We start from the raw sequence: 21971 nt of genomic DNA, 5'->3' as shown, positions 1-21971 counted from the left end.
AAAAAACAAGACAAAACTCACAAAAATACGATTAAACACACATTAAACAGATTAAAAAATAAAATAGAAAGATAAATCTTTCAATTAAATGCTTTAAAAATTATATGAAAAACAAAAAATGGTCTTAAAATTGCTGTATCTTTAAAATATACTAACTTTATTTTTGAAAAATACAATTTGAAATTTAATGCTTCATATGAAAATCAAGCTTTTTGTTATTCTAACTGCAATACCGATATTAACTAACGCTCAAGCCAACAAATTATATAGAAAGGCGATGAGGTCAACAGATTTGAATGAGAAAATAGAGCTTTTCAATCAAGTTATAAAGCTTGAACCAAAAAAACTAAACGCGTATTTTTATAGAGCTATTGCTAAAAATGACTTAGGAGATTACTCTGGAGCCATTGTAGATTATTCTAAAATATTAATCGATAAACCAGACGCCGATACTTATTTTAATCGTGGTAACTCTAGATATAGCCTACAAGATTACGAAGGAGCAAAACAAGACTACCAAAAGGCTTTGGATATAGATCCTGATTTTATAGATGCACTATACAGTCTTGCTTCTTCTAAGTTCGAACTAAATGATTATAATGGAGCTATTGAGGATTTAAGTAAAGTTATAGAAGCAGCCCCTTACCATGCTGAAGCATACAAATTAAGGGCAACATCTTATACTATACTGAAGAAGCATGAAATGGCACTTAAAGACTATAGTTTTCTGGTTCTTATCTACCCGAATGCAGAGACCTACTTCGACCGCGGCTTCTTTTACATGACACTAAACTACCATGAACAAGCACGCTCCGACTTCTCCAAATCGATACGGCACGATAAAAAAAACGCCTTTACATATTTTTATAGAGGTGTCTCCAGTTTACACCTAGGTCAATATAACAAAGCCATTGCCGATTTTTCTATTAATGTATCCCTTGATCCATCCGATTTTGATGCTTTAATTGGCCTAGCCATTGCATATAATAAATTAAACGATTTACCTAATGCTCAATTAAATTTCGATGAGGCAAAAAAAATACTTGCTAAAACATCAAGCATTAAAAACACCAAAGCATTAGAATTTTATGCCAACACTTATTGGCACCAAAATCAATATTACTTTTTCGTTAATGGTGTTAAAGACCTTGATTAACATCCTATCCTTTATATTTTAAAGGCAAGTGCACCACCTTTTTAGTTTCAAAAAAAGGTTCTTCAAAAAAATCACTTAAATTATATATGGTAGTCGTTTTATAGTTTTTTAACTCCTCAGACAAATCGCCACCTTTTAAATACAAAATCCCATTTTTAAGATCATTTTTCTGGGGTTTAGCAATTTTACCTTTTACCCAATGTACAAACGTAGGCATGATGGCTACTGCTCTACTTATAATAAAGTCGTAAGTTTCGTCTATGGCCTCTACCCTACTATGGGTCGTTTTAACATTTGTTAATCCTAAGCCACCTACAACCTCATCAACTACTTTTAATTTTTTAGCAATACTATCCACTAAATGAAAGGAACATTTCGGAAATAAAATAGCCAATGGAATCCCTGGGAACCCGCCTCCAGTACCTACATCTAAAATTTTAGAACCATCACTAAACCCCATCACTTTTGCTATCCCCAAAGAATGCAAAACATGTCGCAAATAAAGCTCATCGATGTCTTTTCTTGATACAACATTAATCTTTAGATTCCAGTCTTGATAGAGCGATTCTAATTTTTCGAATTTAGCTATCTGATCATCTGTAAGGTTTGTAAAGTATTTTAAAATAAGTTCCATTAATGAGATATTTTCTGCAAAAATATACTTTTTATATCCATATTTTTATGAAAATATTTATAAGTTAAGTTTGTTTATTAACTATCTTTGCAGCAGGTATGGGCATAGGTTTTAAACACCTATCATATTTTAAATTAATAGAATGACAAAACAAGCACTTTCATTTTCTAGAACAGATTCTGCTAAATTTTTTAGAACACTTAACAAACGCGTAAACGACTATTTTAAAAATAATAACATTAAACGCACCGGGAACTGGAAACTTTGGTTTAAAACCATTGTTATGTTCTCGCTGTTCTTAACACCTTACTTTTTAATTTTAACATTAGACATTCCCGGTTGGGCACAACTGTTACTTACTATTGTAATGGGGGTTGGCATGGCTGGTGTAGGCATGAATGTAATGCACGATGGTAATCACGGCTCCTTTTCAAACAAAGAATGGATTAACCGCTTAATGGGTAGCAGCATTTATATATTAGCTGGTAATGTTTATAACTGGAAAGTACAACACAATGTTTTACACCATACTTATACAAATATCCACGGACACGACGAAGATTTAGAGGCTGGACGTATTTTACGTTTTACTGAACACTCTGAATGGCGTTGGCATCATAAATTCCAACATTATTATTCTGTATTACTCTATGGCTTACTCACAATTAATTGGGCCATTACTACAGATTTCCAGCAAATGAGCCGCTATATGAAACGCAAATTATCATATGGCAAGTTTCCAAATCCCATATGGAACTGGAGCAAGCTGGTTATTTCTAAAATTATTTACATTGCCATTTGGATTGTATTGCCAATGGCTATTTTAGACATTGCTTGGTGGAAAATATTAATCGGCTTTTTTGTTATGCATTATACAGCCGGCTTAATTTTAAGTGTTGTTTTTCAATTAGCCCACGTTATGGAAGAAGCCGAAATGCCACTTCCCGAAAAAGATGGCACTATGAAAAACACATGGGCCGTCCACCAATTAAAAACCACGGTTAACTTTAGTACTAAAAACAGAATTGTTAATTGGTTTACAGGCGGACTAAACCATCAGGTAGAGCACCATATTTTCCCGCACATTAGCCACATACATTACACCAATATTTCTAAAATAGTTAGAGAAACTGCTAAAGAATTCAACTTACCCTATAACGAATATAAAACCACACGTAAGGCAATCATTGCCCATTTTAAACACTTAAAAGAAATGGGAACAAAACCCGCTTTACAAGTTTAATCACTATTACAATTTTTAAATGAACTTACTTTCGGATAGAATTTTAAACATGGCAACCTCTGCTACATTAGCAATGGCAGCCAAAGCAAGAGAATTAAGAGGTGAAGGCAAAGACATTATTGGTCTAAGCCTAGGCGAACCAGATTTTAACACACCTGATTTCATAAAAGATGCTGCAATACAAGCAATTAATGACAATTATAATTCCTACTCTCCAGTTGATGGATACGGTGAATTAAAAGAAGCCATTATCACTAAATTTAAGCGAGATAACAATTTAGCTTACACTCCTTCTCAAATTGTTGTTTCTACAGGAGCAAAACAATCCCTGGCCAACATAGCAGGCGTCATGATAAATAAAGGTGATGAAGTTATTTTACCTTGTCCTTATTGGGTAAGCTATTCTGATATTGTTAAGTTAAATGACGGCATTCCTGTTGAGGTTAAAACATCGATTGCAACCGATTTTAAAATGACACCTGAGCAACTCGAAGCAGCTATAACTCCAAACACAAAAATGATTTGGTTTAGCTCGCCTTGTAACCCCAGCGGTTCTGTTTACAGCAAAGAAGAATTAAGAGCTTTAGCCGACGTGTTACAGAAACACCCTAATATTTATGTGGTTTCTGATGAAATATACGAACACATAAACTATATAGGTGGCCACGCAAGTATGGCTCAATTTGATGATATGTACGACCGTACTATCACTGTAAATGGGGTTTCCAAAGCTTTTGCCATGACCGGATGGCGTATAGGATATATTGGAGCTTCCGAAAAAATTGCAAGAGCATGCAACAAAATGCAGGGCCAAATTACCAGTGGTGCCAATTGTATTGCCCAACGTGCAGTTATTACAGCGCTTAATGAATCGCCATCACGCGTAAAGTACATGATCGACGAATTTAAAGTACGTCGTGACCTAATTTTAGGATTATTAAATGACATTGAAGGGTTTAAAACCAATATCCCAGAGGGTGCTTTTTATGTATTTCCTAACATTTCCCATTATTTCGGAAAGACATTACGTGGTAAAACCATAAACAACGCTTCAGATTTTTCATTGTATATTTTGGAAGAAGCCAATGTAGCAACTGTTACAGGTGAAGCTTTTGGAAATCCAGATTGTATCCGTATTTCTTACGCAGCCTCACAAGAACAAATAATCGAAGCCATAAAACGCATCAAAGAAGCACTGAGTTAATTTTAATTAAGTGCAGTAAAATAATTGAAAGCCGTTAAAGCAATTTAGCGGCTTTATTTATGACATAAAATAAAATCCAAACAACATTACCACTACAACTATACTTATAAATAAAACAGTATTAAAAAGAGTACTTTGCTTCTGCTCCCGTTGCAGTTTTTCTTTTAAATTTTGTAATGCTTCAGGTGTAGCTTTGGGAAAGTCTTTTAATCCCACATTAACATAGTTACCATCTAATACTTTATTTTCTTTTCTTTTTTGACAATAGTTTTCTATTATTTTTCACACGTTTAAATTTTAGTAATTAATTGATTTTATTGTAATTATAAAATTGAGAACGTGTGCAACCACTCCTTACACTCGTTCTCTCATTAAAAATTTTAAACATTTCCTTTTGTGAAATAATTTTTAAAATTTCTTAATGCTCGTTTCATAGAAGTTATTGCTGATTGTACAACTCCAAAACTCATAATATTCAAATTTTAAAATTATATGCATTGACCAGATGTGGTTATAGAACAACCTGTTCTTTTAACTCATCTAGTCACTAAAAATGTAAAAGATTATTATTGGGGAACCCAAAAGAAATCAGTTAAGGATCAAACTAAAAGCTGCTTTATAGATAAGTAGGAAATTTTATGAAATTGTTACAATTCTTCCTTAAAACAACCATCCATTCTACCTATTACGCCAAAAGAACGGCGTAAATAAAATAAGCACCGTAAAGAGTTCCAAACGCCCAATAAGCATTAAAAAAGACGCCCACCATTGTGCCAGAGGAGGTAAAGAAGCATAATTATTAACAGGTCCAAAATTACCCAAAGCAGGCCCCACATTTCCCAAACTGGAAGCAGCCAAACCTATAGACGACTTAAAGTCTATTTGAAACATCGAGAAGACCAATGCCCCAACTATAAAAGAAAGCATATACAGGATAAAAAAGGCCAATATATTAAATACAATATCGCCCGAAATAGCTTTGGTATTGTATCGTACCGGTAAAATAGCATTGGGGTGCAACGTTCTTTTAAACTCCATGAAACCATTTTTTATCATAATTAAATGGCGTACTACTTTCACGCCTCCCGAGGTACTACCTGCGGACCCTCCCAAAAACATAAGTCCAAAAAAGAACACAACCAAAAAAGGCGTCCACATTGTAAAATCGGCCGTAATAAACCCAGTTGTTGTGATAACTGTTAGCACCTGAAAGAGCGCATGCCTAAACGCACTCTCTCCAGCTCCCCATACCATAGGATGCGCAATAGACGATGCAGAAACATCAGCTCTAAAATAAATAATAACAGCTGCTATAGCAGTAAATATCAGAATGAATTTAAAATACAATTTAAACTCTTCATCTTTAATTACTTTTTGTACTCTTCCTTTAAACGCAAAATAACTCAAGACAAAGTTAGACCCTGCCAAAAACATAAAAAGGATAATAATATACTGAATTATAGGCTGTCCATTCCAGTGTGCGATACTTGCATTTTTTGTAGAGAATCCTCCTGTAGACAAGGTTGCCATCGAATGGTTTATAGCATCAAAAAAGGACATTCCTGCTAACTTAAGCAATAAAGTTTCTGCTGCTGTATAGCCAAAGTAAATCAACCAAAGTCGTTTGGCCGTATCAGTAATTCTTGGATGTAATTTATCGGCACTTGGCCCAGGAGCCTCAGCAGCAAAAAGCTGCATTCCTCCAATTCCTAATAGTGGCAATATTGCTATAGCCAATACAATTATCCCCATACCACCTATCCAATGCGTTAAGCTTCTCCAGAACAATACGCCCTTAGGCACGACTTCAATATCGTTTAAAATGGTTGCTCCTGTAGTTGTATACCCAGAAATGGTTTCAAAAAAGGCGCTAGTAAAGCTTGTTATACTTTCAGTAAAAACATAGGGTAACGCACCGGATAACGCCATGATAATCCAACCAAAGGTTACAACAATATAACCTTCTCGTTTATTCATTTCTTTTTTGTGCTCCCTAGTAAAAAACATAACCAAAGCCCCAACTACAAGCGTTACAATACCTGCTAAAAATATTTGGATCGTAACACCATCCTCACAAAGCAAGCTTACGAGTGATGCTAACAACATGAATCCTCCATTGAATAAAAGCAGTAAGCCTAAAAAATGAAAAATGATCTTGTAATTAAGTTTCATATACTAGCGGAATAATTTTTCTACGCCTTTTATGGACTGAAGTAAACTGCAAACCACGACACGATCGCCTTCTTGAATCTTAAAATCCCCTAGCGCTATAACTCCCAATCCATTTCTAATAACACCTCCTATAATGGCAGAACGCGGAAAATCGATATTTTTAATAACTTTATTACAAATGGCGGATGTTGCTTTAACTTCAAACTCCAGTAACTCGGCATTCATGTTACTAAGTTTGGTCATGGCTACAACTTCTCCCTTTCTTATATACCTAAAGATGTTATTGGCGGCAAGTAGTTTTTTGTTTATTAACGTCTCGATACCTATCGAATGGGACAGCTCAAAATAATCCATGTTTTCGACAAGGGCTATCGTTTTTTTAACCCCTTTGGATTTTGCTACCAGACAGGACATGATATTGGTTTCGGAATTTGCCGCAACCGCTATAAAAGCATCCATTTCACTAATATTCTCTTCATCAAGTAAATCTACATTACGCCCATCGCTATGAATAACCAAAACATTGGGCAACATATCGGCTATGTCGAATGCACGTTCTTTATTCTCTTCCAGTATCTTTACATTAAATCCCTTTTCGCTTAAATCCCTAGCTGCCTTAAACCCTATTTTGGTTCCCCCAAGAATCATTACATCCCTAATCTCCCGATTGGTCTTTCCGGTAAGTCTACAAAGTTCTTCGGCTCCTCCTTCAGAAGTTATAAACACTACATTATCCCCTCTTTTAAATTTAGTATCACCCCGGGGAATAATAGTGTATTGCGTCCCAAAACGCTGGATTGCTATGGGCACAAAATGTATTTCTGGAAATATAGCAGCAGCTTCCTTAACCGTTTTCCCAACAAATAATGCCGATCTGGATAAATTTAAACCAACCATGGTTAAGGCCCCTTCTTCAAACTCATAAGTGTCATTAAAAGAAGATTGCTTTAAAGACAACTCTATTTCGGAAGCAGCTAAAGATTCTGGTGATATTAACTCGTCTATACCAAACTTAGTAAACCCAACTTCATCCTTATGGTTTATAAATTCGGTATTAGAGATTCTGGCAATTGTTTTCTTAGACCCCAATCGTTTTGCCAAAGCACAAGCTGTAATATTGGTCGTTTCACTAGAGGTAACCGCTATAAATAAATCATTGTTATCAACACGGGCATCTTTTAAAATAGCTATCGATGTGGCGTCTCCCCTAATTACTTTAATATCTAAATGAGCATCGGCATAAGCCAAACTTTCCTTGTTAGTATCTATCAATGTAATCTCTTGAGATTCGTAGGACAATAATTTTGCTAAATGAAATCCAACTTCACCTGCCCCAGCAATAATTATTTTCACTCGTTTAGATTTTTGTAATTATGCATAATTTAATAAAAATAGAGAACACGTAACCGCTACGCTCTCTCATTAAACCTACCTGCCGGTAGGCAGGAATTTTAAACATTCACATTAGCGAATGTTGCATTTATAATTTATTAACGCCTTTTATTTACGTTTTATCATAAAAAAACAGGACAAATATAGTGAACTCATCTTGACTTTTTCCAATTGGTTAAAAAATTGCTATTTTCACTTCAATCAAAAAAGTCAAGATAAGTTCAGTATAAAAACACATATCGTCTCTTCTTACCGTAACACAATACGGCATTTACATTAAAGATATGATCCCTATATAAATTGTTGATTTTAAACTCAGCAGCCATTTACTCAATAATCGAGATTAAATACTCCGAAGCTTGCCTCGAAATCAAAATGCTTTTTCTTACAAATGTCCTGTGGACTTACGCAAGGTAGTTTACTCTAAATACATTAAAGGAATCTTTATTTTGCCGATTCTTAAATAATTTAAATTAAAAATAAATATGTAGGTTTGTCAAAAAATTAATTTTGTCTAAAGTAAAACCTTATAAAGATAGCGCACTAGGAAAAAAGGAACAGGTTACCAAAATGTTCGATACCATTTCTAGTGACTACGACGGCCTAAATCGTATTATTTCATTTGGAATAGATATAAAATGGCGAAAAAAAGTTGTTAATATCGTAAAAGAAAAACAGCCCGAATCCATTCTGGATATTGCTACTGGAACGGGTGATCTAGCTATTAACTTAACAGCTACCAATGCCTCTAAAATTATTGGTTTAGACATAAGCAGTGGAATGCTGGAAATTGGCAAAGAAAAGATTAAAAGAAAATCACTGGAAAACAAAATAGAACTCGTTTTAGGTGACTCTGAAAACATGCCTTTTGAAGATAATACTTTTGATGCTATAACAGTAGCCTTTGGTATTAGAAACTTTGAAACTTTAGAAAACGGATTAAAAGAAATTCTCAGGGTTTTAAAGCCAAACGGACGATTTGTGATTTTAGAAACCTCGGTTCCAACCAAATTTCCCTACAAACAAGGTTATAAAATATACACTAAATACATTTTACCCGTTATTGGAAAACTATTTTCTAAAGATAAAAGAGCTTATAGGTATTTAAGTGAATCGGCATCTGTTTTTCCATATGGTGAAACTTTAAACAATATTTTACGCAAAATTGGGTTTATTAGTGTTGAAGATTTTCCACAAACCATGGGTGTGGCAACAATTTATGTAGCATCTAAGCAATAACGTATGAAAAACCTTTTTATCTTATTAATTTCGTTTGTATTCATTAACCAGGCTTCTCATGCACAGCTCTTCACAAAAAAGAAGGTGACTTATGATGCCAATCAAGGGAGACGGTCTACAGATAACGATCTATTAAGATGGGGGTATTTTTTGGGTTTTAACAGCTATGATTTTAACTTCGATTACAATCAAGATTTAAGGGACATTTATGTGAAACGGAGTCCTGGATTTAATGTCGGACTTATTGGTAACTTACGGGTAAATAATTACATAGACTTACGTATAGAACCAGGCTTACTGATAACCGCTCGCGAACTACATTACAGCGCAACTTATTTTCAAGGCTCTAGCTATAAAGATTCTGATTTATTTCGCGAAGTAAAATCGACCTATATCCATTTCCCTCTTTTGGTAAAGTTTTCCACAAAGCGCATAAACAATTTCAAACCTTTTATTGTTGGTGGTTTTTCAACTGCTATAAATTTGGCCAGCAATCAAGATAACCCTAACGATAATAGTAACGGCCAATTTAGGACTAAAAAAAACATGCTATTTTATGAGCTAGGTTTTGGTATCGATTTTTATTTATACAACTTTAAGTTCACACCTTCAATCCGTGGTGTTTTTGCGATTAACGATGAGTTGGTAAGAGACAAAGATCCAGACAGCCCATGGACGAGCAACATATACAGCATGAAAACAAGAGGTGTTTTTATTAATTTCACCTTTCAATAAACACGGCGTTTAAACTCACTTAACAATACAGCCGTAGCGGTCGCTACATTTAAACTTTCGGTCACCTGTAAGTCTCCAAAACGCGGAATCGAAACTTTGTCGGTTAAGGCAGCCTCAACAGCTTTCGATATACCATTGGCCTCATTTCCCATGACTAAAATACCAGTATCTGGCAAGGACTTGGTGTAAACAACTTCGCCTTCCATAAAAGCGCCATAAACAGGCAAACCGCATTCTTTTAAAAACACGTCCAATTCAACATAACTTATGTTTACCCGGGTTATAGATCCCATAGTTGCCTGAATAACCTTAGGATTATAGCAATCTACTGTTTCCTTACTACACACCAGTTCGTCCACACCAAACCAATCACAAAGTCTTATAATAGTCCCTAAATTTCCAGGGTCTCGAACTGCATCAAGCGCTACAATGAGTTTGTCCGTTCTTATAGTTTTAGGCTTTGGAATCTTAAAAACCGCTAAAGCCTTATTAGGCGTACTTAAAAAACTAATGCGCTTTAATTCACCTTCAGAAATAATGATTTCATCTTTGGCATCAATATTGAAAGACTCTGTCGTATATAAAGCATGAAGCACCAAATTAGATTCTAGCAATTCTTTTATTGTTTTTATTCCTTCAACTACAAAAAAACCTTGCTGGTATCTATATTTTTTTTGCTTTAAACGCGTTATTGATTTGATCTGATTTTTTGAAAGCATATCGGATTATTACTGCGCCTTTTTAATTTTATAAAGAAAATAAAAAATATTGACAGGCATTACGCTAATCCAAATATTTAAATATTTTTTTTAAAGTACCATTAAAATCAAAATTTAAATCACAAATTGTGATAATTATATGAATAACACACGAAATAATGTATTTTTGAATCCAATGAAAAGGAAACTTTTTACAACATCCTTTTCTTTGGAGTTCCCTGGTAAAGCACGCAACTTAATTAATTGTCATTTCGTTTGAAACAGCAACTTTTTAAAATACTTATACTTATTATAATTACAGGATTTATTTTTTCTTGTAATGCAGTAAAACGAGTTCCACAAAACGAGTACCTACTTACCAACACTTCCATAGAAGTTAATAATAAAAAAGACAACACAGAGACTCTCAGCAATTTACTATATCAAGAGCCAAACAAAAAAATATTAGGCTTTCCATTACGATTACACTTATATAATACGGCACGCCCTAACATTGACTCTATTATTGAAGCAAGCATCAATAAAAACCCAAAGCGTAAAAGTAGGTATGAAAAATTCCTTTCCAAAAAACAACTAGAACGCTATAGATATTCTAGGATAAATTTTAATAATTGGATAAAAAAAACGGGGGAAGCACCTGTAATTGTTGACAAAAACAAAACTGAAAAGTCTGTTAAGCGTCTTCATGATTACTATATCAACAATGGTTGGTTTGACGTGAAAGCTTCTTCTATTATAAATAAAGAAGAGAACAATCGTGCCACCATCGATTACCATATCGAAACTGGTACACCTTTCATTCTTGATAGTATCTCCCAAAAAATAGCATCACCAGTAATTGATTCCCTATACTACTACGTAAAAAAGAACACGTTACTAATTCCAAAAGAACAATACAGAACTGAAAATTTTGAACTTGAACGCGAACGTATCACAAACGCCTTACGTAATTCTGGTGTATACCACTTCAATCAAGATTATATAGGCTTTGAAATAGATACCATAGGCACTAACAAAAAAGTGAACGTGGATGTTCAAATTCAAAACAGAGCCATACGCACACAAGATTCTATTAAACATCTACCCTTTCAGATTTATAAGGTTAAAGATGTAAAGATTATTACGAATTATCGTTTTGCCAAGGAAGGACAAGCTTTTCAAGATTCACTTTTTTTTAATGGTTACAATATATACAGTTACGACAAGATACGTTATCGTCCCAAAGCTCTAACGGATGCGGTATTTATATCCCCCAACAGCATCTTTAAGGACATAGACAGAACACGAACATATAGACACATAAGCGAATTGCGTTCTTTTAAATATCCGGATATCAAATACGACTCAATAACTGGTTTAAAAAACCAGCTTGCGACAACCATAAAATTAACCCCTTTAAAAAAATTCAGCTTAAGCTTTGATACAGATATTTCCCAAAGTAATATTCAAACTATTGGTCTTGCATTAAACCCCAGTCTTTTAATTAGGAATATTTTTAGAGGTGCTGAAACATTCGAAATCTCTGCTATCGGATCTATTGGTTCTTCTAAAGATGAGAACAACCCAGACGATCCTTTCTTTGACATCAATGAGATTGGTGTCGATTTAAAACTTACTATCCCTAGGTTGTTTTCCCCTTTTAATACCGACAAAATCATCCCCAAACACATGTCGCCCAGTACTAGAATTAGTTTATCTGCCTCGGGACAAACCAACATAGGCTTAGACAAACAAGCGTTTAGTGGTACATTTAATTACAATTGGCGCCCATCTAACAAAACAACCAATCGCCTCGATTTATTCAATGCTCAATATGTACGCAACTTAAATGTTGACAATTATTTTGACGTTTATAAAAATTCATACAATACCCTTAATGCCATTTCAAAATTGTTAAACTATAATAATGGAGAAGATTTGGAACGTCCAGATCAAACAGACACATTCATAACTGAAGTTTTAAACGACAATACGTCTTTAAATCCTGAAGATGATGATTACAAAAGGGTCTCTGCTATTAACGAACGTAAAAACCGACTAACCGAAAACAACCTTATACTATCGTCTAGTTTCAGTTTAATTAGGGACGACCGTACCAATCTGTTTGATGAAGATTTTTCCATATTCAGATTTAAGCTAGAATCGGCAGGCAATTTATTGGCAAATGCCTCTAAACTTTTGGGACTTAAAAAAAATAGTGATGACCGTTACGAACTATTTAACGTAGCCTATTCCCAATATATTAAAACAGAACTAGAATATATTAAACACTGGGATTTAGGTAAAAAGAACGTATTAGCCTTGCGCAGCTTTTTTGGTATTGCCATTCCATACGGGAATTCAACCAACATTCCTTTTTCAAAAAGTTTTTTTGCAGGAGGCTCTAACGACAACCGTGCCTGGACAGCCTATAGCTTAGGCCCTGGAAGTTCTGAAACAACCAACGAATTTAATGAAGCAAACCTGAAATTAGCTTTAAGCATCGAACAACGCTTTAACATATTCGAGAACTTAAATGGTGCTATTTTTGTTGATGCCGGCAACATTTGGAATGTCTTAGACGAAATAGAAGAGGAGCGTGCCACATTTACTGACTTTAACTCTCTTAAAGACACTGCTATTGGCTCTGGTTTTGGATTGCGGTACGACTTTAGCTTTTTTGTTTTTCGTTTTGATGTTGGGTTTAAAACTTACGACCCTTCCTATAATACAGCAAATCGTTGGTTTAATGATTATAATTTCTCAAATGCTGTATATAACATTGGTATAAACTATCCTTTTTAAGGTTTATTTGTTTATTCAAACTATAACGTTTTAGTTTCTTTTTATAGGTTTCAAGGTGTTAAACCACACCTATTTATTTAAAAATTGATTACTTTTGACGCTAATAAATAATTAATCAACATATTTAAAAAATGGGACATAATATTAAACCCGGCGTTGCTACAGGAAAAGAAGTTCAAGCAATTTTTAAACTCGCTAAAGAAAAAAGCTTTGCTTTACCTGCTGTAAATGTTATTGGGTCAGATACTATTAACGGTGTACTAGAAACAGCAGCAGCATTAAATGCACCTGTAATCATTCAATTTTCAAATGGTGGCGCACAGTTTAATGCAGGAAAAGGACTAAGCAACGAAGGACAAAAGGCTGCCATTGCCGGTGCCATTGCTGGAGCAAAACACGTTCATACATTGTCTGAAGCTTATGGTGTTCCCGTTATTTTACATACCGACCACTGTGCAAAAAAATTATTGCCTTGGATTGATGGCTTATTGGATGCCAGTGAAAAGCATTTTGCCGAAACAGGAAAATCTCTTTTTAGCTCACACATGATTGACCTTTCTGAAGAACCAATCGAAGAGAATATTGAAATTTGTAAGCAATATTTAGAGCGCATGAGTAAAATGGGCATGACACTTGAAATAGAACTTGGCATAACGGGTGGTGAAGAAGATGGTGTTGACAATACTGATGTTGATGATTCTAAATTATATACACAACCAGAAGAAGTTGCCTATGCTTACGAAGAATTAAGTAAAGTAAGCGATCAATTTACCATTGCTGCGGCATTTGGTAATGTACACGGTGTTTATAAGCCAGGAAATGTTAAACTTACTCCAAAAATCTTAAAAAATTCTCAAGAGTATATATCTGAGAAATACAATGTTCCACATAACACTATCGACTTTGTATTCCACGGAGGTTCTGGTTCTACACTTGAAGAAATCCGTGAAGGTATTAGCTATGGTGTAATTAAAATGAACATCGATACCGATTTACAATATGCATTTATGACTGGTATTCGTGATTACATGGGAGATAAAGCTGAGTACTTAAAAGGACAAATAGGAAACCCTGAAGGTAACGACGTACCAAATAAAAAATATTACGATCCACGTGTATGGTTACGTGAAGGAGAAAAAACATTTGTTGAACGTTTAAAAAAGGCTTTTGAAGACCTTAATAACGTAAACACATTGTAAGATACCTTAATATATAAATGAAACGAGCATTAAGAAATTTTAAAAATTACTTCACAAAAGGAAATGTTTAAAATTTTTAATGTGAGAACGAGTGTAAGGAGTGGTTGCACACGTTCTTAATTTTATAATTACAACAAAATCAATTAATTACTAAAATTTAAACGTGTGAAAAAATCCTGTATTTAACAGGATTTTTTCATTGAACCCATCTTGACTTTTTTGATTGAAGTGAAAATTAGCTATTTTGAGCTTGATGGAAAGCATTTTTAAGTTGCATAGCAGGGCTACGGAATGAGAAAATGACGAAAAGCAGGCTCAAAAGAGCAATTTTTTAACCAATTGGAAAAAGTCAAAATGAGTTCATTTATAATATTGCACTGCAAAGTATTTCTTACTAATACGCCAATTTCGTCAAAAATTCATATTGGTGTAACTACAAATTAAAATAAAGCTTTAATTTTGTCTTTCGGCTTTTTGGGGGTTAATTTAAAAAACACAAACCAATAGCCTTGATAAGAGCTTACTTTTTTTGATAAGCACAACAGAATAACAAGGATCAAGATTAAAAATCTTGAACTGTAAATCTAAAATTATAAATCAGTATGTCTTGGTTTAAAAGAAAAACAAAAGGGATCACCACCTCTACAGAGGAAAAAAAAGACACTCCAAAAGGATTGTGGTATAAATCGCCAACTGGAAAAATTGTTGATGCCGAAGAACTTGAAAAGAACTTCTATGTAAGTCCCGAGGATGGTTACCATGTACGTATAGGCAGTAAAGAATATTTTGAAATACTTTTTGATGACAATAAATTTAAAGAATTAGACACCAACTTAGAGTCTAAGGATCCTTTAAAATTTGTCGACACCAAAAATTACCCCGATCGTTTAAAAGCAGCACAAGCCAAAACCAATTTAAAAGATGCAGTTCGTACCGCTGTTGGAAAATCTAAAGGGAAAGATTTAGTTATCGCCTGTATGGACTTTAGTTTTATTGGAGGATCGATGGGAAGTGTTGTAGGTGAAAAAATTGCACGTGCCGCTGATTATTCATTAAAGAAGAACATCCCTTTAATGATTATTTCAAAATCTGGAGGTGCTCGAATGATGGAAGCCGCACTATCGCTAATGCAACTTGCTAAAACATCGGTAAAATTAGCGCAATTGGCCGATGCAGGTATACCATATATTTCGTTATGTACAGACCCAACAACTGGAGGTACCACTGCTTCATTTGCCATGTTAGGGGACATTAACATTAGTGAACCTGGGGCTTTAATAGGATTTGCTGGACCTCGTATAGTAAGGGATACCACAGGCAAAGAATTACCTGAAGGATTCCAAACTTCAGAGTTTTTGCTAGAGCACGGTTTCCTAGACTTTATAACAAAACGTAAAGAACTAAAAAACAAAGTAAATCAATATATCGATTTAATTACGAATCAACCGCTTAGGGCATAAAATTAAAAATGCTTCGTAGTCTCTTTTTCTTTTGGACAAATTCATTATGTAAGTCACTAAAAATTACTATATTTGCCGCTCGAAAGACAGGCTTTCGTATACATAAAAATCATTTATAATAATATTAGCATGTATTTAACTAAAGAAGTAAAAGAAGAAATCTTCGCAAAACACGGTAAAGGAAAGAACGATTCAGGTTCTGCTGAAGGTCAAATTGCATTGTTCACGCACAGAATTAACCACTTAACAGAGCATTTAAAAAAGAATCGCAAAGATTATAACACAGAACGTTCGTTAGTAAAATTGGTAGGAAAGCGTCGTTCGTTGTTAGATTACCTAACTAAAAAAGATATCTTGAGATATCGTGCAATAGTAAAAGAACTAGGATTAAGAAAATAATCACATCACAAAAAAGCCACGTTTTAAAACGTGGTTTTTTGTTTAAATAACTCATAGCGAAGAGTATAAACCTGCTAAATAAGAAGCTAATTACAGTTTTTCATTGGTCACACAACAACTACACACAACAACACAACGACCATTGTTTAATTAGAATTAAAAAATTTATGATTCCAAAAGTTTTTAAAGAGGTCATAGACCTAGGTGACGGTAGAGAAATTTCTATTGAAACTGGAAAATTAGCAAAACAAGCGCATGGTAGCGTTGTGGTACAATCTGGAAACTGTATGTTGTTATGTACAGTTGTTTCCAATTACAAATCGGCTGATGTTGACTTTTTACCACTAACGGTAGATTATCGTGAAAAATTTGCTGCAGCAGGACGCTATCCTGGCGGTTTCTTTAAAAGAGAAGCAAGACCCAGTGATGGTGAGGTATTAACAATGCGTCTAGTAGACCGTGTGTTACGCCCATTGTTCCCTAAAGATTATCACAGCGAAACACAGGTGATGATTCAATTAATGTCACACGATGATAATGTAATGCCCGATGCCATGGCTGGTTTGGCAGCTTCAGCAGCCATTCAATTATCCGATTTCCCATTTGAATGCCCAATATCTGAAGTAAGAGTTGGCCGTATTAATGGTGAGTTTATCGTTAACCCTTCCTTTAAGCAATTAGAAGAATCTGATATCGACATGGTTATTGGTGCATCTGCAGATTCTGTTATGATGGTAGAAGGCGAAATGGATGAAATTTCTGAAGAAGAAATGACTGAAGCCATTAAATTTGCACACGAGGCCATTAAAGTACAGTGTGAGGCTCAAGTTAAATTAGCTGAAGCGTTTGGCAAAAAAGAAACGCGTGAATACGAATCAGAGCGTGAGGACGAAGATTTAGCAAAAAAAATACACGATATGGCATACGACAAAGTGTATGCCGTAGCTAAAGCAGGTTCTTCTAAACAAGAAAGAAGTGCTGCCTTTGCTGAAATTAAAGAAGAAATCATCGCCTCTTTTTCTGAAGAAGAGCAAGAAGATTTTGGAGACTTAATTTCTAAATACTACAGTAAAGCTGAAAAGAATGCTGTTAGAGATTTAACCTTAAATGAAGGTTTACGCTTAGATGGTCGTAAAACCACTGATATCAGACCAATTTGGTGTGAAATTGATTATTTACCGTCCACACACGGATCTTCAATCTTTACCCGTGGGGAAACGCAAGCTTTAGCGACTGTCACTTTAGGTACTTCGAGAGAAGCTAACCAAATAGACATGCCATCTTATGAAGGTGAAGAGCGTTTCTACTTACATTATAACTTCCCTCCTTTTTCTACAGGAGAAGCAAGACCAATTCGTGGCACATCACGTCGTGAAGTAGGACATGGTAACTTAGCCCAACGTGCTTTAAAAGGTATGGTTCCCAAAGATTGTCCATATACTGTACGTGTTGTATCCGAAATATTAGAATCCAATGGTTCGTCATCTATGGCAACCGTTTGTGCTGGAACTATGGCTATGATGGATGCGGGGGTACAATTAAAAAAACCTGTTTCTGGTATTGCCATGGGTCTAATAACCGATACTGAATCTGGAAAATACGCTGTACTTTCCGATATTTTGGGTGATGAAGATCACTTAGGCGACATGGACTTTAAAGTGACTGGTACTGCTGATGGTATTACAGCTTGTCAAATGGACATAAAAGTAAAAGGATTATCATACGAGATTCTTGTAAATGCTTTAAAGCAAGCACGTGATGGGCGTTTACATATTTTAGGAAAAATAACAGATACCATTTCGCAGCCAAATACTGAAGTAAAATCGCATGCACCTAAAATGGTAACGGCTATTTTACCTAATGACCTTATTGGAGCCTTTATTGGTCCTGGAGGAAAAGTAATTCAGGAATTGCAAAAAGAGACCAATACAACTATTGTTATCAATGAAGACCCTGTAACCGAAGAGGGTATTGTTGAAATTCTAGGTACTGATCAAGAAGGTATTGATGCTGTTTTAGCTAAAATTGAGTCCCTAAAATTTAAGCCAGAAGTTGGCAGTGTTTATGAAGTAAAAGTAATTAAAATGCTTGACTTTGGTGCTGTTGTTGAATATGTAGAAGCTCCTGGAAATGAAGTACTATTACACGTAAGCGAACTCGCTTGGGAACGCACTGAAAATGTAAGTGATGTTGTTAATATGGGAGATGTTTTTGACGTGAAGTACTTTGGCGTTGACCCAAGAACTCGTAAAGAGAAAGTGTCCCGTAAAGCGATTTTACCAAAACCTGAAGGTTATGTAGCAAGACCGCCAAGAGATAACAACCGCGGTGGACGTGATAATCGTGGTAGAGATAATCGTGGACGCGACAATCGTCGTGACGACAGAAGACCGAGAGAAGACAAACGAGAAGACTAAGTTTTTCTTATCATCTTATAATATTAAAGCCGTTTCCAATTATTGGAAACGGCTTTTTTACATTAGCATTGTAATATAAAAATCAATTGTTTTTTTACCTGTTAAGGCTAATAAAACTTTTTTCAGCATAACATACCAATCATAAAAAATAACTTTCCTTTGAGCATAACAGCCATACCTTCATTGATAACTTTGACAAAATGTTAAAGAAATCATAAGCTTAACAAAATTGTCACCCACCTTGTAACATTTACTCTCTTTTATACGTATAACCTAATAAAGCATTATTTACCCCTATAATTTACAGGAGAACATTAAAATTAAATGAGACAACTTAAAATCACAAAGCAGGTTACCAATAGAGAAACCGCTTCGTTAGACAAATATCTTCAAGAAATAGGCAAAGTTGACCTAATTACGGCAGATGAAGAGGTGGAATTGGCACAACGTATTAAGGCAGGCGATCAAGTTGCTTTAGAAAAATTAACAAAAGCTAATTTACGTTTCGTTGTATCGGTTGCTAAACAGTACCAAAACCAAGGTTTAACATTACCCGATTTAATTAACGAAGGTAATTTAGGTCTAATTAAAGCTGCGCAGCGTTTCGACGAAACACGTGGTTTTAAATTTATTTCTTATGCCGTTTGGTGGATTCGTCAATCCATTCTCCAAGCTTTGGCAGAACAATCTCGTATTGTACGTTTGCCTCTAAATAAAATTGGTTCTATTAATAAAATAAATAAAACGTTTGCATTTTTAGAGCAAAGTCACGAACGCCCACCAAGTGCCGAAGAAATAGCTAAAGAGTTAGATATGACAATTAACGATGTTAAGGAGTCTATGAAAAACTCAGGTCGTCACGTAAGTATGGATGCGCCTTTGGTTGAAGGTGAAGACTCTAACTTATATGATGTTCTTAATAGTGGGGAGTCTCCAAACCCCGATAAAGAATTATTACACGAATCTTTACGAACAGAAATTGAACGTGCTCTTGAAACTTTAACGCCTCGTGAAGCCGATGTTATTCGTTTGTATTTTGGTTTAGGTAATCAACACCCAATGACACTTGAGGAAATTGGAGAGACTTTTGACTTAACTCGTGAACGTGTTCGCCAGATTAAAGAAAAGGCTATTAGAAGACTTAAACACACTTCAAGAAGTAAAATTTTAAAAACATATTTAGGTTAGTAATTTCAATAAATTACGACTAAATTAAGGCAACAAACAGTTAAACATAACTGTTCGTTTTTTGATTGATGAAAGAACCCTCGGTTGATTACCGGGGGTTTGTTTTTAACAATATCTTTTTAAATAAAGGATAAACGAAAGAAAAAACTTTCTTTATGATTCTATTTTTATATCTTAGTAAAAGAGACTATTAACTTATCTTCAAGAACACATGCTCAAAACCATATGCTACATAAGTGATTCACAAAATTTTAAGTCCGAAGACAATCTTCTAAATTTATACAACAAAGCCAAAACAAATAACCTTAAACATAACATAACTGGAATCCTTATTTACAAAAATGGCAACTTTTTACAAGTCTTGGAAGGCGAACAAGAAATGGTTGACAATACTTTTAAAAGAATTAGTTTAGATAGTAGGCACAAAAATATTATTAAAGTCATAAATACTACTGTTGAACAACGCATTTTTGAGGATTACAACTTCGGATTCACAACTATAGATAATAGGAATGAACTTAATAATCTCAATGATTATTTAGAATGGTTAAAAGATGCCGACAGTAAATCAGCAAATAAAGTTATTGCAATGGTTGAGAATTTTATAGGTAGAAAATAGAAAACATAAAAGCAAAACCATTACTTTTGCGAAACACTTTTATTGATACATAATGAACTCTAAATTAATAGCGCCATCTGTTTTAGCAGCCGATTTTGCTAATCTTCAACGTGACATAGAAATGGTAAACCATAGTGATGCGGACTGGTTTCACATCGATATTATGGACGGTGTATTTGTTCCTAACATTTCATTTGGAATGCCCGTTTTAGAAGCGATTTCTAAACATGCAAAAAAAACCATTGATGTGCACTTAATGATTATAGACCCCGATCGCTATATAAAAACGTTTGCTAATTTAGGGAGTAATATACTTACGGTACATTATGAAGCATGCCCCCATTTACACCGTACTCTTCAAGCTATTAAAGCCGAAGGCATGAAAGCAGGCGTTGCCTTAAATCCACATACCAACATTAATGTTTTAGAGGACACGATAAACGATATTGATTTAGTCTGTATTATGAGTGTAAACCCTGGTTTTGGAGGCCAAAGTTTTATCGAAAACACTTACAATAAAGTAAATCAACTTAAAGACCTTATTACTCGTAAAAAGGCTTCTACTCGCATTGAAATTGATGGTGGTGTAACCAGCAAAAATGCTAAAGCCCTTGTTGATGCTGGTGCCGATGTTTTGGTTGCCGGAAGCTATGTATTTAAAAGTGACAATCAAATAGAGACCATTAAAAATTTAAGGTTACTGGCTAATTCTTAAAACTGTTCGAGCAAGTACTTTATTAAATCGGTTGTAGTTATAATGCCGACTAAAATAGAATCATCGACTACAGGCAACGCATGAAATTCCTTTTCGGCTAATATTTCGGCGGCTTCTTTAATACTGGTATTACTGGAAATACTGGTTATGTTTTTTGTCATTACCTGTTCGATGGTAAACATATTATATACTACCGTATCTACATTATGTTCATCTTCTGTGGCATCTGCAAAACTTATTCTCAATAAATCTGTATAGCTCAACATACCGATAACAGACTCTCCTGACACTACGGGTATATGTCTAATTTTATGCCTTTTAAAAAGCATTTCTGCTCTGATTAAATCTTCTGACCGACGTAATGCGATAACATCTTTACTCATTATTTCGGATACTGGCGTTCTTCTTTTCATGTCTATCGGTTTTAATTTCAAAATAAAATTAAGGCTATAAACGATTAAAAAGTATGATAAAAATCATGTTAAACATTAGTTACATGATAATATTGTAACAGATGTAAAATGGTTTTCATCGAGACACCTCTCTAAGGTAAAAATATTGATTACAGAGCAACACTTAGTAGTGATGCGTTTGTTAAAGTTTAATTCTCTAAAAATGCAGTAAATACAACATATACGATACGTTCTTTGATTTTTTGATTTGATTTACAGAATAACTTTGGTCAAAACCAAGGTT

At 34.6% G+C, this 21971-nt stretch carries 18 protein-coding genes; 13 read left to right on the top strand and 5 right to left on the bottom strand.

The features are described 5' to 3' along the window. The first annotated feature begins 196 nt into the window (after nucleotides 1-196). Nucleotides 197-1156 carry a tetratricopeptide repeat protein gene (locus JF259_RS07050; RefSeq protein WP_199114608.1) on the top strand — a complete coding sequence of 320 codons (960 nt, stop codon included), beginning with the start codon at nucleotides 197-199 and terminating at the stop codon, nucleotides 1154-1156. Between the two features lie 4 nt (nucleotides 1157-1160). Here JF259_RS07050 and rsmG read toward each other — a convergent pair whose 3' ends face one another. Beyond that, nucleotides 1161-1790, bottom strand: coding sequence for a 16S rRNA (guanine(527)-N(7))-methyltransferase RsmG (gene rsmG / locus JF259_RS07045; protein ID WP_199114607.1), 630 nt, complete (start codon nucleotides 1788-1790; stop codon nucleotides 1161-1163). A 142-nt stretch (nucleotides 1791-1932) separates the two neighbouring features. On the opposite strand from rsmG, the gene JF259_RS07040 reads away from it, so the two are divergent. Together JF259_RS07040 and JF259_RS07035 are read left to right on the top strand one after the other, a co-directional pair. Next, nucleotides 1933-3033, top strand: coding sequence for a fatty acid desaturase family protein (locus tag JF259_RS07040; protein WP_199114606.1), 1101 nt, complete (start codon nucleotides 1933-1935; stop codon nucleotides 3031-3033). 19 nt (nucleotides 3034-3052) lie between these two features. Further along, nucleotides 3053-4237: a pyridoxal phosphate-dependent aminotransferase gene (locus tag JF259_RS07035; RefSeq protein WP_199114605.1), complete on the top strand. Its 1185-nt coding sequence runs from the start codon at nucleotides 3053-3055 to the stop codon at nucleotides 4235-4237. Between the two features lie 678 nt (nucleotides 4238-4915). Here the strand turns inward: JF259_RS07035 and JF259_RS07030 are convergent. Further along, on the bottom strand, nucleotides 4916-6409 hold the full coding sequence (locus tag JF259_RS07030) for a TrkH family potassium uptake protein (protein ID WP_199114604.1): 1494 nt from the start codon (nucleotides 6407-6409) through the stop codon (nucleotides 4916-4918). Between the two features lie 3 nt (nucleotides 6410-6412). Beyond that, nucleotides 6413-7762: a Trk system potassium transporter TrkA gene (gene trkA / locus JF259_RS07025; RefSeq protein ID WP_199114603.1), complete on the bottom strand. Its 1350-nt coding sequence runs from the start codon at nucleotides 7760-7762 to the stop codon at nucleotides 6413-6415. A 549-nt stretch (nucleotides 7763-8311) separates the two neighbouring features. Here trkA and ubiE point away from each other — a divergent pair. Together ubiE and porT are read left to right on the top strand one after the other, a co-directional pair. Next, nucleotides 8312-9040, top strand: a complete 729-nt coding sequence (gene ubiE, locus JF259_RS07020; protein ID WP_233164150.1) for a bifunctional demethylmenaquinone methyltransferase/2-methoxy-6-polyprenyl-1,4-benzoquinol methylase UbiE — start codon at nucleotides 8312-8314, stop codon at nucleotides 9038-9040. A 3-nt stretch (nucleotides 9041-9043) separates the two neighbouring features. After that, nucleotides 9044-9775, top strand: coding sequence for a type IX secretion/gliding motility protein PorT/SprT (gene porT / locus JF259_RS07015; protein WP_199114602.1), 732 nt, complete (start codon nucleotides 9044-9046; stop codon nucleotides 9773-9775). Here the strand turns inward: porT and JF259_RS07010 are convergent. After that, nucleotides 9769-10494, bottom strand: coding sequence for a TrmH family RNA methyltransferase (locus tag JF259_RS07010; protein WP_199114601.1), 726 nt, complete (start codon nucleotides 10492-10494; stop codon nucleotides 9769-9771). The genes porT and JF259_RS07010 overlap by 7 nt on opposite strands. 255 nt (nucleotides 10495-10749) lie before the next feature. On the opposite strand from JF259_RS07010, the gene tamL reads away from it, so the two are divergent. The 8 genes from tamL to rpe all read left to right on the top strand — a co-directional run bounded on the left by tamL (nucleotide 10750) and on the right by rpe (nucleotide 21275). Then, nucleotides 10750-13278 carry a translocation and assembly module lipoprotein TamL gene (tamL, locus tag JF259_RS07005; RefSeq protein WP_199114600.1) on the top strand — a complete coding sequence of 843 codons (2529 nt, stop codon included), beginning with the start codon at nucleotides 10750-10752 and terminating at the stop codon, nucleotides 13276-13278. A gap of 131 nt (nucleotides 13279-13409) precedes the next feature. After that, a complete protein-coding gene (gene fbaA, locus JF259_RS07000) occupies nucleotides 13410-14477 on the top strand; it encodes a class II fructose-bisphosphate aldolase (RefSeq protein ID WP_199114599.1) in 1068 nt (355 codons plus the stop codon). A 602-nt stretch (nucleotides 14478-15079) separates the two neighbouring features. Next, on the top strand, nucleotides 15080-15937 hold the full coding sequence (gene accD / locus JF259_RS06995) for an acetyl-CoA carboxylase, carboxyltransferase subunit beta (RefSeq protein ID WP_199114598.1): 858 nt from the start codon (nucleotides 15080-15082) through the stop codon (nucleotides 15935-15937). A 129-nt stretch (nucleotides 15938-16066) separates the two neighbouring features. After that, a complete protein-coding gene (gene rpsO / locus JF259_RS06990; protein ID WP_199114756.1) occupies nucleotides 16067-16336 on the top strand; it encodes a 30S ribosomal protein S15 in 270 nt (89 codons plus the stop codon). Nucleotides 16337-16503: 167 nt separating this feature from the next. Then, a complete protein-coding gene (locus JF259_RS06985) occupies nucleotides 16504-18753 on the top strand; it encodes a polyribonucleotide nucleotidyltransferase (protein ID WP_199114597.1) in 2250 nt (749 codons plus the stop codon). Nucleotides 18754-19077: 324 nt separating this feature from the next. After that, entirely contained in the window at nucleotides 19078-19941 is an 864-nt protein-coding gene (locus JF259_RS06980; protein WP_027137161.1) for a sigma-70 family RNA polymerase sigma factor, read from the top strand. 211 nt (nucleotides 19942-20152) lie between these two features. Continuing rightward, nucleotides 20153-20560 carry a BLUF domain-containing protein gene (locus tag JF259_RS06975; protein WP_199114596.1) on the top strand — a complete coding sequence of 136 codons (408 nt, stop codon included), beginning with the start codon at nucleotides 20153-20155 and terminating at the stop codon, nucleotides 20558-20560. A 52-nt stretch (nucleotides 20561-20612) separates the two neighbouring features. Then, nucleotides 20613-21275 (top strand): ribulose-phosphate 3-epimerase, encoded by a 663-nt coding sequence (rpe, locus tag JF259_RS06970; RefSeq protein ID WP_199114595.1) that lies wholly within the window; start codon nucleotides 20613-20615, stop codon nucleotides 21273-21275. On the opposite strand, the gene JF259_RS06965 is transcribed toward rpe, so the two are convergent. After that, complete coding sequence (locus tag JF259_RS06965) at nucleotides 21272-21688, bottom strand: CBS domain-containing protein (RefSeq protein WP_199114594.1); 417 nt, start codon at nucleotides 21686-21688, stop codon at nucleotides 21272-21274. The genes rpe and JF259_RS06965 overlap by 4 nt on opposite strands. Nucleotides 21689-21971 lie beyond the last annotated feature (283 nt).

The organism is Snuella sedimenti (assembly GCF_016428595.1).
Classification (GTDB): Bacteria; Bacteroidota; Bacteroidia; order Flavobacteriales; family Flavobacteriaceae; genus Snuella; species Snuella sedimenti.
The sequence above is the reverse complement of the archived record's forward strand: the minus strand, read 5'-3'. Positions and strand labels throughout refer to the sequence as shown.

Coding starts and splice junctions, on each gene's coding strand:
- fbaA (WP_199114599.1), top strand. CDS start 13,410: ATGGGACATAATATTAAACCCGGCGTTGCTACAGGAAAAGAAGTTCAA.
- JF259_RS07035 (WP_199114605.1), top strand. CDS start 3,053: ATGAACTTACTTTCGGATAGAATTTTAAACATGGCAACCTCTGCTACA.
- JF259_RS07040 (WP_199114606.1), top strand. CDS start 1,933: ATGACAAAACAAGCACTTTCATTTTCTAGAACAGATTCTGCTAAATTT.
- JF259_RS06985 (WP_199114597.1), top strand. CDS start 16,504: ATGATTCCAAAAGTTTTTAAAGAGGTCATAGACCTAGGTGACGGTAGA.
- JF259_RS06965 (WP_199114594.1), bottom strand. CDS start 21,688: ATGAAAAGAAGAACGCCAGTATCCGAAATAATGAGTAAAGATGTTATC.
- JF259_RS06975 (WP_199114596.1), top strand. CDS start 20,153: ATGCTCAAAACCATATGCTACATAAGTGATTCACAAAATTTTAAGTCC.
- JF259_RS07030 (WP_199114604.1), bottom strand. CDS start 6,409: ATGAAACTTAATTACAAGATCATTTTTCATTTTTTAGGCTTACTGCTT.
- JF259_RS06980 (WP_027137161.1), top strand. CDS start 19,078: ATGAGACAACTTAAAATCACAAAGCAGGTTACCAATAGAGAAACCGCT.
- porT (WP_199114602.1), top strand. CDS start 9,044: ATGAAAAACCTTTTTATCTTATTAATTTCGTTTGTATTCATTAACCAG.
- rpe (WP_199114595.1), top strand. CDS start 20,613: ATGAACTCTAAATTAATAGCGCCATCTGTTTTAGCAGCCGATTTTGCT.
- rpsO (WP_199114756.1), top strand. CDS start 16,067: ATGTATTTAACTAAAGAAGTAAAAGAAGAAATCTTCGCAAAACACGGT.
- rsmG (WP_199114607.1), bottom strand. CDS start 1,790: ATGGAACTTATTTTAAAATACTTTACAAACCTTACAGATGATCAGATA.
- accD (WP_199114598.1), top strand. CDS start 15,080: ATGTCTTGGTTTAAAAGAAAAACAAAAGGGATCACCACCTCTACAGAG.
- JF259_RS07010 (WP_199114601.1), bottom strand. CDS start 10,494: ATGCTTTCAAAAAATCAGATCAAATCAATAACGCGTTTAAAGCAAAAA.
- JF259_RS07050 (WP_199114608.1), top strand. CDS start 197: ATGAAAATCAAGCTTTTTGTTATTCTAACTGCAATACCGATATTAACT.